9 protein-coding genes are annotated in these 13,724 nt (G+C 71.0%); 4 read left to right on the forward strand and 5 right to left on the reverse strand.

Features of this window, described 5'->3' with window-relative positions:
- Window positions 1-372 precede the first annotated feature (372 nt).
- Both AB0B39_RS12960 and AB0B39_RS12965 read left to right on the forward strand, forming a co-directional pair.
- The gene (locus AB0B39_RS12960; RefSeq protein WP_357574357.1) at window positions 373-2,328 is read left to right on the forward strand and encodes a right-handed parallel beta-helix repeat-containing protein; all 1,956 of its coding nucleotides are present in this window, start codon (window positions 373-375) and stop codon (window positions 2,326-2,328) included.
- Between the two features lie 301 nt (window positions 2,329-2,629).
- Window positions 2,630-4,264, forward strand: coding sequence for a hypothetical protein (locus AB0B39_RS12965; RefSeq protein WP_357574358.1), 1,635 nt, complete (start codon window positions 2,630-2,632; stop codon window positions 4,262-4,264).
- Between the two features lie 75 nt (window positions 4,265-4,339).
- Here AB0B39_RS12965 and pulA read toward each other — a convergent pair whose 3' ends face one another.
- Window positions 4,340-9,841 (reverse strand): pullulanase-type alpha-1,6-glucosidase, encoded by a 5,502-nt coding sequence (pulA, locus tag AB0B39_RS12970; protein WP_357574359.1) that lies wholly within the window; start codon window positions 9,839-9,841, stop codon window positions 4,340-4,342.
- Between the two features lie 110 nt (window positions 9,842-9,951).
- Window positions 9,952-10,239 carry a cellulose binding domain-containing protein gene (locus AB0B39_RS12975; RefSeq protein WP_357574360.1) on the reverse strand — a complete coding sequence of 96 codons (288 nt, stop codon included), beginning with the start codon at window positions 10,237-10,239 and terminating at the stop codon, window positions 9,952-9,954.
- Between AB0B39_RS12975 and AB0B39_RS12980 the strand changes: the two genes are divergently transcribed.
- Window positions 10,214-10,435: a hypothetical protein gene (locus AB0B39_RS12980; RefSeq protein ID WP_357574361.1), complete on the forward strand. Its 222-nt coding sequence runs from the start codon at window positions 10,214-10,216 to the stop codon at window positions 10,433-10,435. The two genes, AB0B39_RS12975 and AB0B39_RS12980, sit on opposite strands and share 26 nt — an antisense overlap.
- A gap of 292 nt (window positions 10,436-10,727) precedes the next feature.
- On the opposite strand, the gene AB0B39_RS12985 is transcribed toward AB0B39_RS12980, so the two are convergent.
- The 3 genes from AB0B39_RS12985 to AB0B39_RS12995 form a co-directional block, all read right to left on the reverse strand.
- Window positions 10,728-11,393: a hypothetical protein gene (locus tag AB0B39_RS12985; protein ID WP_357574362.1), complete on the reverse strand. Its 666-nt coding sequence runs from the start codon at window positions 11,391-11,393 to the stop codon at window positions 10,728-10,730.
- 135 nt (window positions 11,394-11,528) lie between these two features.
- Window positions 11,529-11,918: a hypothetical protein gene (locus AB0B39_RS12990; RefSeq protein WP_234588232.1), complete on the reverse strand. Its 390-nt coding sequence runs from the start codon at window positions 11,916-11,918 to the stop codon at window positions 11,529-11,531.
- Window positions 11,919-11,954: 36 nt separating this feature from the next.
- Window positions 11,955-12,662: a hypothetical protein gene (locus AB0B39_RS12995; RefSeq protein ID WP_357574363.1), complete on the reverse strand. Its 708-nt coding sequence runs from the start codon at window positions 12,660-12,662 to the stop codon at window positions 11,955-11,957.
- 19 nt (window positions 12,663-12,681) lie between these two features.
- Between AB0B39_RS12995 and AB0B39_RS13000 the strand changes: the two genes are divergently transcribed.
- Entirely contained in the window at window positions 12,682-12,870 is a 189-nt protein-coding gene (locus AB0B39_RS13000) for a hypothetical protein (protein WP_357574364.1), read from the forward strand.
- The last annotated feature ends 854 nt before the right edge of the window (window positions 12,871-13,724 follow it).

The following is a 13,724-nucleotide window of genomic DNA, read 5'->3' on the forward strand; positions in this document are numbered from 1 at the left end:
TTGCCCGGACCGGCGTCCAGGGCCGGACTCGTCCCGGCGCGTTGATCCACTCGACTTCCGTGCTGTCGGGGTGTCCGAGGCGTCCGGACAGCGCGTCTTCCTGAAACCTGAGTCGATCACGCCCAGCGACACCGAGGCGCCCCACAAGGGGCGCCTCGTGGTGTTTGGGCTGCTCACGCCCCTTCCTGTCCTGCCGGACCATTACGGGCTCCTGCCCTAACCTGAGGCATATGCGGGGTTTTTTCGGATACGTCCGCCTCGCGAAGATAGTTCTCATACGGTGGGCATCAGAGGCTGCAACCGATTTGTGGCTGGTCGTGGCGCTGCGGGCGGTGCGACCCCGTCTGGTAGTAGGAAGGGCGGAAGGCTCTGATGTCCAACGACGTAACGAGTACCGACGGCGGGGCCTCGACGGCTCCGCCGACACGACGACGACGGGCCCTGTGGGTTGCCGGCGTCGCCGGCCTGACCGGGGTGGTCGGCCTGGCCGCCCTCGGTGGCGTGGCCGCCCGGGACGACAAGCCCACCTCCGACCGGGTGTCCGATGCCCAGCCGTCAACCAACCGGCAGAACGTCAGCGACGCTGGCGCGAACGCCGACGGCGGCACGGAGAACGGCGGCAAGGAGAGCGGCACCGACGACGAGTGGAGTGGCGACGACTGGAGTGGTTTCGACTACCGCTCCGGCAAGGACGACAAGCGCGACGACAAGGACCGCACCAGGCAGGTGCCCTGCGACTCGGACAAGCTGATCCAGGCGATCACCTTTGCCAACAACGGCGACGGCGGTGTGCTGGAGCTGGCCAAGGGCTGCACGTACACCCTGACCCGCAACCAGGACGGCAACGGCCTCCCGGTGATCACCGAGAACATCACTCTCAAGGGCGAGCACACGACAATTGGTCGTGAGGCCACTGCCGACTACTTCCGCATCCTGAACGTCGGCGCGGGTGGGCAACTCACCCTCAAGGGCCTGAGCATCAAGGGTGGGCAGACCATCCAGCGGGCGATGACCGTGGAGCCGGCGACGGTCTGGGGGCCGTACTCGACCTCGGTGCGGACCACCGCGACGACGGCCAAGCCGGCGGCCACCACTGCAGCGGGCACCACTGCAGTGGGCAGCGCGGCCCAGCCGGCAACGGCGGCGGCAGCGAAGCCGGCGGCGTCCACCGACCCGACGACGGCGGCCAAGCCGACCGCCGCCAAGGCGGCCACGACCAAGGCGGCAGCGGCCAAGGCAGCGACTGTCAAGGCGGCGGCCAAGCAGGCTGCGACTGCCAAGCCGGAAGCAGGCAAGGCGGCGGACCCGACGGCAGCGGCCAAGGCGGCAGCGGACGCCAAGCAGGCAGCGGCAACCGCCAAGGCGGCCACGTCGACGAAGGTAACCGCCGCCAAGCCGACAGCAGCCAAGGCTCCAACGACGTCCGCCGGAGCTCCGGTTGTGCCGCTGGTGGAGGAGCCCGGATTCAACGACGGCGCCGGGGTGCTCGTACAGCCTGGGGGCCGGGCGGAGATCCTGGACAGTGAGCTGCTCTACAACCAGTCCGGCGGCAACGGTGGCGGGTTGGCGAACTTCGGCAGCGCCCGGCTCAGCAAGAGCACGGTTGCGCACAACACCGCCTTCTTCTTCGGCGGTGGCATCTTCAACGCCGGCGTGCTCCAGGTCGACGAGTCGAAGATCAAGGACAACACCGGGATCATCGGCGGCGGCGGCATCGCCAACGGCGCGGCCGAGATCTTCACCGAGTCCGTCGACGGCGGTGCGGTCTGGGTCTACAAGAGCGAGGTCACCGACAACGAGACGCTCGGCTTCGGCGGCGGCGTCCTGGACGTCGAGGGCACCACGACCCTGCACGACACGAAGGTCACCGACAACACGGCGCTCCTGGACGGCGGCGGCGTTGCCGTGGCCGACAGTCAGCTCACCCTCAAGCACGCCACGGTGGCCAGGAACAGCGCTGGCCGCCAGGGTGGTGGGGTGGCGGTCGTCTCCGACAGCACCGCGACGATCGAGGACACCGCCATCGCGGACAACACCGCCGGGTCCGGCGGGGCCGGACTCTTCAACGAGGACAGCCGCACGACGCTGCGCGACAGCGAGGTCGTCGGCAACCGGGCCATCGGTCCGTTCGCCCGCGGCGGCGGCATCCTCAACGCCGAGGGGAGCGAGGTCAGGCTCTACCGGACGACGGTGGCGCACAACTTCTCCACCCTTGAGCCGGGGGGCATCTTCAACAGCCTCGGCGGCACCGTCCTGCTGGACGACGAGTCCGCGGTCACCGCCAACCGCCCGACGAACTGTTTCAACGTTCGGGACTGCTTCGCCTGATCGGGTGGGGCTGAACCACATAGAGGGCACGCCCCTCCGAGCCGGTCACGGCACGGAGGGGCGTACCCATTTGGGCTGCTCACAGGCCCGACGGCCCGGCTTGGGGGCGGCGTACCCGCCCGGGGTGTCCCGGCCACCAAACGCGCGAACGTGAACCTAATGTGGGGTTGTTTCGGATACGCCCCCGAGGCGAGGAACATTCTCATACGGTGGTTTTGGGAGCTACAACCGATTTGTAGCAGGGGACGCCCGCCGGAGGGCGGCGACCCTGTCTGGTACGAGGAGAGGGCAGAGAGCTCCGATGTCCAACTACCTAACGAACAATGAAGCCTCCGGGCGGGCGACGGCCAAGCGCCGCCGCAAGCTCTGGCTCGCCAGCGGCGTGGCCGGTCTGACGGGTGTGATCAGCCTCGCGGCGGTGGGCGTCGCGGGCAGCGCCGGAGCGGTTGGCCTGAACTGGAACACCGCGCAGGTCAGCAAGGACGGCGACCAGCACGGCGAGGAGGGCCGCGACTGGAACAAGGACCGGGACAAGGACCGGGACAAGGACCACGAGCGTGGGAAGGAGGTGCCCTGCGACACCGACAAGCTGATTCAGGCGATCGTCTTCGCCAACAACAAGCACGGCGGTGTGCTGGAGCTGGCCAAGGGCTGCACCTACAACCTGAGCCGCAACGACTACCAGGGCAACGGGCTCCCGGTGATCACCGAGAACATCACCCTCAAGGGTGAGCACACGACGATCGCCCGGGAAGCCACGGCCGACTACTTCCGGATCCTCAACGTCGGCAGCGGTGGACACCTCACCATCAAGGGCCTGACCATCAAGGGTGGCCAGACCCTCGAACTGTACGAGGCCGTCGAGCCGGCGGCCGTCTGGGCGTCCTACTCGGATTCCGAGGCGATCGCGGCGCAGGTGAAGGCGGGCGTTCCGCTGAACCAGGCGCTCGCCACGCGGCAGGCCAACCCGAAGGCCGGCCTCAAGGCCGCGCCCAAGGTGACGCCGAAGGCCGCGACGAAGGCGGCGCCGGGCGTCGTCACGCCGCTGGTCGAGGAGCCGGACGAGAACGACGGTGCCGGCATCCTGGTCCAGCCGGGCGGCACCGCCGAGATCATCGAGTCCGAGGTCGTCCTCAACCAGTCCGGCGGCAACGGCGGCGGCGTGGCCAACTTCGGCACCACGAAGATCTGGCACAGCACCGTCACCCGTAACACCGCCTTCTTCTTCGGCGGCGGTGTCTTCAACGCCGGCCTGCTCAAGGTCGAGGAGTCAAAGATCACCGACAACACGGCAGTCATCGGTGGTGGCGGTATCTCCAACGGTGCCGCGCGGATCTTCACCGACGACGTCGACGGCGGGACCGTCGAGTTGAAGAAGGCCGAGATCACCGACAACGAGACGCTGGGCTTCGGCGGCGGCTACCTCGACATCGAGGGCAACACCACGGCGTACGAGACCAAGTTCGTCTCGAACACCGCGATCCTCGCCGGTGGCGGCCTGGCGGCGGCGGACAGCCAGCTGAACCTGTACAACGTCTCGGTCGAGAAGAACAGCACCGCCGGTGTCGGTGGTGGTGTGGCGATCGCCTTCGACAGCGCGGTCACGTTCGAGAAGAGCAACATCAAGGACAACACCGCTGGCTTCTTCGGCGGCGGGCTCTTCAACGCCGGCAGCGTCACCACGCTGCGCGACAGCGAGGTCGTCGGCAACCGGGCCATCGGCCCGATCGGGGTCGGCGGCGGCATCTTCAACATCTTCGGCGAGGTCAACCTGTCGAGGACGAAGGTCGCCTACAACTTCTCGACCTTCGCACCGGGCGGTGTGTTCACCTTCTTCGGGCCGGTGAACGTGGACGACAAGTCCGCGATCACCGCGAACCGCCCGACGAACTGCCTGGCCATCCCGGGCGGCGCCATCGAGAACTGCTTCGCCTGAGCAGGAGCACCACGGCACGACGCACCACAAGGACCGGCCCCCTTCCGCGCGACGCGGAAGGGGGCCGGTCCCCGCTCACCTGCGGACGAACACCGCCACGCTGCGCGCCGGCACCGTGAAGGTGCCGGCCGCCCGGTCGAACGACGCCGTCCGCAACGCCGGGTCGGCCGAGTTCACCAGCACCGGGTGCAGTGCCACGTCCGCGCCCCGCAGACCGGTCACGGTCTGCTTCGCCGTCGCCGGTGTGCCGTTGAAGACCACTGTCAGCGACGTCCACTGCCCGCCCAGACCACGGGCGTCCAGCGTCATGGTCAGCACACCCGGCGTCTCCGCCTCGCCGGAGAGCGGGAACGCCACCCTCCGCTGCACCTGCTCGGCGGTGCTCAACCCGAACACCGGCGAGGACGCCCGGATGCGCAGCAGCTCGGCGTACCGGGCGTCGGTGGTGTCGATCGCCGCGCAGTCGGGCACCAGGGCCGGGTCCGCGAGCAGTGGCTTGGCGTACGGCCACTTGTCCTCGTTGTCCTGTGCCGGCGGCAGGCCGGCGCCGAACCCGTTGCCCCGCTCGCAACCCCAGCGGATCTGGTTGAACCAGTCACCGGAGTTGAACGAGTTGCGGTCCAACGACTTCGACCGCAGCCGTTCGCTGCCGGCGGTGACGAACCCGGTGCCCTGCCCCAGCGCCACGGTGCTCAGCGCCAGCACCTGCATCCGGGAACGGTCCGCCGGGCTGGTGGCCTGCGGCAGCTTGTACGCCAGCGCGTCGTACAGGATCTCGTTGTCGTGCGCATCGACGTAGGTGACCGCCTCCCCGGGCGCGGCGGTGTAGCCGGCCGGGGAGCCGTTGTAGTCCACCTGCGCCCCGGTGACCGTGCGCCCCGAGGTGTCGGTGAACCGGTAGTTCCGCAGGTTGCCCGTGAGACCCACCTTGATCAGGTCGTGGGCGTGCAGCAGGCGGGCCTTCTGCGCCGCCGCCGACCCGTTCACCGGGTCGCCGTTGGGGTCGGTGTAGAGCCCGGAGGCGAAGCCCTGCGCGCGGGGGTTGGCGTCGAACGGCCCACCGCCGCGTACGGCGTCGCGCAGCCGGTCGTTGAACGTGCCGATGCCGGTGCCGGCCATGTTGGCCTGGGTGGCCTGCACGAACCGGGCGTCGTTGGCGACCTCGCCGAAGTTCCAGCCCTCGCCGTAGAGCATGATCGCCTTGCCGTCCACCCCGTCGCGGGCGACGGTCAGCCGGTCCAGCGCCGCACGTACGGCCAGGATGTTCGCCTTCGGGTGGTGGCCCATGAGGTCGAACCGGAAGCCGTCCACCTTGTACTGCCTGGCCCAGGTGACGAGCGAGTCGACGACCAGCTTGCCCATCATCGCGTGTTCCGGAGCGGTGTTGGCGCAGCAGGTGGAGTTGGCCACCGTCCCGTCTTCGAGCAGCCGGTGGTAGTAGCCCGGCACCACCTGGTCGAGCACCGACTTGTCGTCCACGCCAGCCGCCGCGGTGTGGTTGTAGACCACGTCCATGACCACCCGCAGGCCGGCCTCGTTCACCCCGGCGACCATCCGCCGGAACTCGGTGGTCCGCGCCGCGCCGACCGGGTCGACGGCGTACCCGCCCTCCGGCACGGTGTAGTGCAGCGGGTCGTAGCCCCAGTTGTAGCCGTCGGTGTCGGCCACCGCCGCCACGCATTTCTGCTGTTCCGCGGAGTCCGGCGCGAGGGCCGCCAGGTCGCAGGCCGGCTGGCGCTGGTCGGCCCGCTTCTCGGGGATCGTGGCGAAGTCGAACGCCGGCAGCAGGTGCAGGTGCGTCACACCGGCGTCGCCCAACGCCCGCAGGTGGGTCATCCCGGCGGTCTTCGGGTCGGTGAAGGCCAGGAAGGTGCCCCGGCGCTGCGCCGGCACGGTCTCGTCGGCGATGGAGAAGTCGCGCACCGACAGTTCGGAGATCTGCGCCTTCGACGCCGGCACGGCGGCCGGCTTGCGCAGCGTGCGCCAGCCCGGCGGGGCCAGTGCCGGATCGTTCAGGTCGACCAGCTGGCTGTGCGTGGAGTCCGCGGCGAGAGCCACCGAGTAGGGGTCGGTGACCGACGCGGTGACCATCCGCTGCGCGGCCGGCTGCCACGCCTGCACCTGGTAGCGGTAGTACTTCCCCGCCCAGGCGTGGCTGCCGTGCACCGACCAGACACCGGTGCGGTCGTCGCGGCGCATCGGCACCGTCTTCGCTGCCGATGTGGGTGAGTCGAACAGTTGCAGCGCCACCGTCCGGGCGGTCGGCGCCCAGAGCGCGAGGCTCGGCGTACGACCGGCGAAGGTCGGACCGAGCGTGACCTGGGCGGCCCGGGAGTACACGTCGTCGAGCACGCCGGGGATCTGCACGCCCGTCGCGGAGAGCAGCTTCCCCTGGGCGTCGCGCTCGGTGACCAGCAGCTGCCCGCGCAGCGCCGCCGGCACCTTCGCCAGGTCACCCCGGTCGAGGGTGAAGGCCCGGTAGGACCACAGGTGCGGGAACGCCGCGCGCTGGGCCTCGGTGAGCCCGTTGCGCTGCGCCCGCAACGGCAGACTGGTGTACGTCCCGGACAGCTCGCCGTCGACGACGCTCACCCCGCCGGTGGGGGCGGCCACCAGGGCGTACACCCGACCGTCGGTGGGTGGGGTCTGCCAGGCCACCGTGGACCTGTCGATCCAGTGCGCCTTCTGCTTGCCGATGTCGGTGTCCCCGCCTGCGCTGGTCGCTGTCGACGGCAGCAGACGCCCCGGGGTGGCGGCGAGCAGCCACACCTCCCGGCCGGCGCTGGCGAAGTCGAGCCGCTGGTCGTCGGGCAGATCCTTGGTGTCGCCCTTGTGGATGATGTAGTTCAGCCCCGTGGCACCGGCCGCCAGCGGCACCCGGAACACCGCGCCGAACGCGTCGATCGACGTCGGCGCGAGCGGGGTGGCCCACTCGGTCGGTTTGGCCGCCCCGTCCCACAGGTGCAGGCCCCACCCGTCGTAGTTGCCGTCGGCCCGCCGGTAGTGGATGACCGCGGTGCCCTCCTCGACCGACGGATCCGGTTGACCGGTGGCCGCCTGCCTGCTCGGGTAGATCGCCGGGTCACCCTGCTTGAGCCAGACCTCACCGGTGGCGCTCACGTCGATGCTGCGGTCCTGGGCGACGTCCTTGGTGCCGTTCTTGTCGACCACCACGAAGCCCACCGACTTCGCGCCGGGCTTGAGCTTCACCCAGGCGAACCGGCCGTAGGAGTCCTCCCCGGCGAACGGTTGCCCCTTGGGCCACTCGGTGACGTACGCCGGGTCGATGTCGCCCCAGGCGTACAGCCCCCAGTCGTCGTACCCCCCGGCCGGGCGCTGGTAGTGCACCACCGCCCACTCCCGGGACCCGCCCTGCTCGGGCGTGCCGACGACGGCGACGGACCGCGCCGTAGCGGTGCGGCCACGGCCGTCGCGCACGACGGCGCGGTACTCGATCCGGGTGCCGCCGGCCAGGCCGTCCAGGTCGTGGTGCACGGTGTACGGCGCGTGGTCGGCGCTGCCCAGCAACGTCCACCTGCCGCCGGCGACCCGGGCCGCCACGGTGACTGTGGCGAGCGGGTCGCCTGTCACCTTCGCGGTCACGGCGGCACGGGTGGCCACCGACGCGTCCGGCGCGGGGCTGGTGATGCTGATGGTCGGCTTGCCGCTCGGCCGGGCGATGGCGGTGCCCGCGCGGTACACGGCCGCCGACAGCGGCGGCACGGTCAGGGTCAACCTGCCGTCGCCACCGGCCTGTTCCACGCCCGACCCGCCGTAGATGCCGGTGAACGTGGCGCCGGCCGACCAGGTGTCCACGGTGACAGTCTGCGCGGTCTCGGCGTTGTTCACCGCGACCACGTACTCGGTCCGGTCGGCGGGGGCGATCCGGGAGGCGGCGAACACGCCGGGACCGTCGGCGGCGTACCGGGTGACCTGGATGCCGTCGCGCAGCGCGGGGTGCGCCTGGCGCAGCCGGCCCAGCTCGGCGATCGTCCGGTACAGCGGGTGGCCGGTGTCGAACTGGTCGCTGGCGTGGGTGCGGTCGGTGCCGAGCAGGTCGTCGTCGAGATAGTCGGGCACTTTCGAGGCGAACATGTCCTGCCGGGCGTCCTTGTCCCCGCCGGGGCCGGTGAAGCCCTGCTCGTCGCCGGAGTAGACCACCGGCTGGCCACGGGTCAGGAACATCAGCTGGTGGGCGAGCTGGTCCCGCCGCAGGTGGCTGGCCGGTTCGGTGCCGCCGCCGGCGATGAACGACCCGATCCGACCCATGTCGTGGTTGCCGAGGAAGGTGGTCAGCCGGCCCGCGTCGGTGTCCCGGGCGGCGTACAGGTCGTCGCGGGCGTACACGTCGGCGAGGGCCTTCGCCGAGCCGGCGCCCGCCGTGTAGCCGCGCGCGGCCTCCTGGAACGCGAAGTCGATGGTGGCCGGCAGACCACCGCGGCGCACGTACGTCGACGTGATCTCCGGGTTGGCGCTGTACACCTCGCCGAACAGGAAGAAGTCCTTCTTGCCGGCCTTCTCGGCGGCCCGCTCGACCCCCCTGGTGAACTGCGGCCAGAAGTCCATGTTGACGTGCTTGACGGTGTCCAGCCGGAACCCGTCGACGCCTGTCGCGCCGATCCAGTCGCCGTACGCCTTCGTCATTCCCCGCACCACCTCGGGACGCTCGGTCCACAGGTCGTCGAGGCCGCCGAAGTCGCCGTACTCGCTGTTCTCACCGGAGAAGGTGGAGTCCCCCCGGTTGTGGTACATGGTCGCGTCGTTGAGCCAGGCCGGCACCTTCACGGTGGCGTCGCCGGGTTCGGGGAAGACCGGCGTGTACGGGCCGGAGTTCCTGTCGACGGTGGGGAAGTCACGGCTGCCGTCGGCGTAGTTGCGGTCCTCGAAGGCCCGCCCCTGCGCGTCGACGTACGGCGAGGCGGCCTTGTCCACGTAGGCATAGGAGTCCTCGGCGTACTTGATGACGTCGGCGGTGTGGTTGACCACGACGTCGAGGTAGACCTTGATCCCCCGCCGGTGCGCGAGCGAGACCAGCTCCTTGAGCTGCGCGTTCGTGCCGAAGTGCGGGTCGACCTGGGTGAAGTCGGTGATCCAGTAACCGTGGTAGCCGGCCGAGACGTCGTCGCCCTTGCCCTGCACCGGACGGTTCTTGAAGATCGGGGCGAGCCAGATGGCGGTGGTGCCCAGACCCTGGATGTAGGCCAGCTTGTCGATGACGCCCTTGAGGTCACCGCCGTGGTAGAAGCCCTTGTCGGTCGGGTCGAGCCCGGTGCGCAGCCGACCACCGGTCAGGCCACCGGAGTCGTTGCGCCGGTCGCCGTTGGCGAACCGGTCCGGCAGGACGAAGTAGAACTGTTCGGCACGCGCGGTGTCGTCGCCGGCGGCCAGCAACGCCTCGGCGGTGGGCTCGTTGCGCCACTGGACGGCGCCGGCCGCGGCGAGGGCGTCGGTGCCGGACGGTCGGGGGTCGGCGTCGGCGCCGAGGGGCCGCGTGGAGTCCGGCGTACCGACGAGGGTGAAGGTGAGCAGGCAGACGAGCGCGAGCAGGGCGGTACGCGGGATCGGCGGGGGTTTCATCGACGGCCTTCCTCTGGTCGTGATTGGCCGCACGCTAACCCTTGCCGAAACAATCTGCAATACCTTGCAAACAAAGTCGTAACCGAGCAAAGTCCTTGCGGAAGTGCAGCTCAGAATCCGCTGCAGCGCACTCCGTCGACTGTGCAACCCCGCGGCGTCGTGGACGCCCGCTCCAGGTGGAACCGCAACGCCACCGACCCGCCGGCCGGCACGTCCACCCCGCTGACGTACGTGAAGCTCCCGTCGGACTGACGCAGCGTCCCCTGTGGCACCCCCTCCACCCAGGCGGTCACCAGCCGCCCACCGGAGAAGTCGAACCGCACCGTCCAGCCGTGGTCCGCACCCGACGCGTTGACGATCAGCACCTCGCCGATGAAACCCCCGTCGAAGCTCTGCATCACCCGGTACCGCCCGCTCACCGCCGGCGGCCGCGGCGACGACGCCCCGGTCGACGGTCGCCCCGAGGTCGGCGCCGCCGTCGGGCCGACCGCCGGTGGCCGCGACATGGCAGGTGTGCTCGGGGGCGGCCCGCTCGCCCGCGGCGACAGCCCCGGCCGCACCGGCGCCCGCTCCGGCAGCGGCGTCGACGACTGATCCGACGGCGCGACCGGCGCCTGCGGCAACGGCAGCCCCGCCGGCGGCGGGCCGTCGTCGGAGGCGGGACTACGCCCCCGGTACGCGCCCAGGGCCACGAAGAGCAGAACCACCATCACGACGAGGCCGGCGCATGCCACGATCCACGGCGACGACGCGATGGCAGCCGGACCGTGCGACGGTCGCGGCGCGCGACGCATGCCGGACATGTACCTCCCTCAGCGGGCCGTCCGGGCAGCGTAGCGATCGACGGCCCGACTCGAAAGCGGCGACGGCCGTCACCGACGCCCGTTCAGCCGAAGCGGCAGTCGACGCCGTTGACCGTGCACCGCACCGGCCGCTGCGCCGAACCGTCCCAGGCAAGCCGCAACCGCAACGTCTGCGTGTCACCCGGATCCAGCGCCGCCCCGCCGCTCACCACGAACTCGCCGTTACCCTGCGCCGACACGGAGATCCCCGCTTCGCCGCTGACCCGCAGACCGCGCATGTCGTCCTCGAACGCCAACTCGACCCGCCAGTCCACCGACCGGGCCGACTCGTTCGTCAGCGACAGCACGGCCTCCGTCGCGTCCCAGCCGTCCGTACCGACCTGGTACCGGGCGGTCACCGCCCCGTTCGGCGGCGCCACCGCACGGGCGCTCGTCCGGGCCGGCGACGGCGAACCCGTGGTGGCCCGCGGCGACGGCGTCCGGCTGCTGCGCGACGGCCGCGGCGACGCCGTACGCCGCTCCAGCCCACCCGGGGTCGGCCCCGACGACGCCGTAGCCGGCACCGTCGGCAGGAACACCGGCGGCGCGGCCTGCGGCGCGCTCTCCCGCTCCCGCGTACGGAACGACAACAGCGCGATCACCAACAGCACCACCAGCGCGCCGATACCGAGCAGCACCACGATCCACGGCACCGACAGCAGCACACGCGCCGTCCGCGGACCTCCCGCACCGTCCGGCCCCACCGCCATCAGGTCTCCCCTCGTCCCACCGACGCGACAGCGTAGCCAGCGGCGGCCGGACCGAACACCTCGCGGGTACAGATCGGACCGACCGGCCCACCCGACGCGTAAAACGGCTCGCCCGCGTGGACGGTCCGCCAGCGGTCAGGCCGTCCGGACAACGGTGCAGATCAGCGGACCCTCACCCGACGTACGCAGCAGATAGCGGTACCGCTCCCCCGGCACCGCGTACCCCCGGCTGTCCAGGAACTCCCACTCCACCGACACCATGGTCAGCAACGCCGACACCGGCTGCACGTCCTCGATCCGAGCGTGCGCGGCGATCAGCTCCCGATCCTGGTAGTCGGGCGCGGCGCCCACGAAGGACAGCGCGACCGCAGCGAGGGAGGTGAACGAGAAGCTGTACGTGTCGGCCACCACCAACCCGGGCAGGGCGTAACAACCAGCGAGCGACGGCAGGTCGCCGGAGGTCATCGCGGCGCCGTACCTGTCGAAGAAGCCGGTCAGCGCGTCAAGATCGGTGGAGGCGTTCACGCGACAGCAATTGCCGCTCACGGGGCGGGCCAAACCTCAGCGGGGCGGAACCCGCACCTCGATCTCCGCACCCAACCGGGCGCCACCGGTCAACCCCAGATCGTCACCACTCCAGAACCGCCCCGGGTCGTACCAGTTCGGACGCTTACCGGCGGGCAGCAGGCCCATCGCCTCGTAGGTCACCGCCACCACCTCGGCGCAGTACGCCGTCTCCAACGCCCGCTCCCGCGCAGCAGCGCTGGCCGGAGCGGCAGAATCACCCCGGGTCGCCTGGGCGGCCCGCGAGACGGCTCGCAGCGCGGCCCGGCCGGGACCCGGCAGCGACGGCACCCGACCGCGCACCCACCGCCACGCCAACTGCGCGGTCGACGGGAACGGCGTGCCGTCCAACCGCGCCACGGTCCGCAGCACCGCCCGCTCCATCTCCCCGGCGGCCGGCGGGTCGAGCTGCCGCAGCCAGGCCCGCTGCCCGTACCGGTTGGCCCACACGCAGACCGCGTCCCGCAGGTCGTGCAACTGCACACCGCGCTGGTGCGTGCCCGACCACAGGTCCGGCAGCGCCCTGCCCAACTCCGCGTGCCACATCAGCGGCGGCATGTCGTCCAGCACCACAGCCATCCCGACGTGATTGACCGGGCTGTTCGTGGTGAACTGGATCGCCCGGTCCGGCACGCTGCGACCCCGGAACACCCACACGTCACCGGTGCGGGTCAACTCGACGGCCTCATCCAGGCTGATGCTCATGAGGGACTAGCCTAGGCCGATGCGGCAAGGATTGCGGTGGTGGAAGGTCCTCGGGCTCGCCGGCCTGGCCGGGGTCGCGGCGTCCGGCGTGGTGATCGCCCGGGCCGAGCGGCGCCGGCGCGCGTACACCCCGGAGGAGATCCGGCAGCGGCTGCTGGAACGGCACGCCCAGGCCAATGAGGCGACCAAACCCGCAGACCCCGCCTGACGCCCCGGGCCCGGTCAACCCTCCCACCCGCCACATTGGCCACCCACGCGATCCCGCCCGACCCATCCGGCCGGTCCGGGCGCTGGGCGGTCCGGGCGCTGGGCGGTCCGGGCGCTCAGCGGCCAATCCCGCCAGCGGTCATGATCGTGCTCGACCCTGGATTTAGTGGCCTCGCCCGCATGGTGTGGGCCCTGTTTCCTGGATCGGGCACGATCACCAGGCCGTGCGGCGTGCGGCGTGCGGCGTGCGGCGTGCGGCGTGCGGCGTGCGGCGTGCGGCGTGCGGGGATGATGATCGACTCGGGTTCCGCGATGTCGGGGTATCCCGGGCGTCCGGATACCCCGACATCGCCGAAAGCGAGTCGATCACCGCCCGGCGGGGTCGTGGGTGTCCGTTCGCCTGAGCGGTTTGGGTTATCTGTGCCGTGCCGTCCCATAGCCGGCGACACCCTGACGGCGGAATCGGTGACCCGCCGGGGTCGTTATACCTGGCACGACGCCGCGACCTTCGAGCTAGCGGCGCACCGCAGCCGCCGGGAACACCCACCCGGCCGGCACGGTTACACCCCCCGCACCGCCAAGCACCACCGCAAGTCCATGTGACAGCCGCCGGGAACACCCGCCCGGCCGGCACGGTTACACCCCCCGCACGGCCAAGCACCATCGCAAGTTGGTGTGACCGCCCGCCGGGAACACCGGCCCGGCCGGCACGGTTACACCCCCCGCACCGCCAAGCACCACCGCAGGTCGGTGTGACAGCCCGCCGGGAACACCCGCCCGGCCGGCACGGTTACACCCCCCGCACGGCCGAGCACCACCGGCCGCCCCCGGCCCCGGCACCGTGTTGGTGGAATG

It is taken from the genome of Micromonospora sp. NPDC049114 (assembly GCF_040648635.1).
Classification (GTDB): Bacteria; Actinomycetota; Actinomycetes; order Mycobacteriales; family Micromonosporaceae; genus Micromonospora.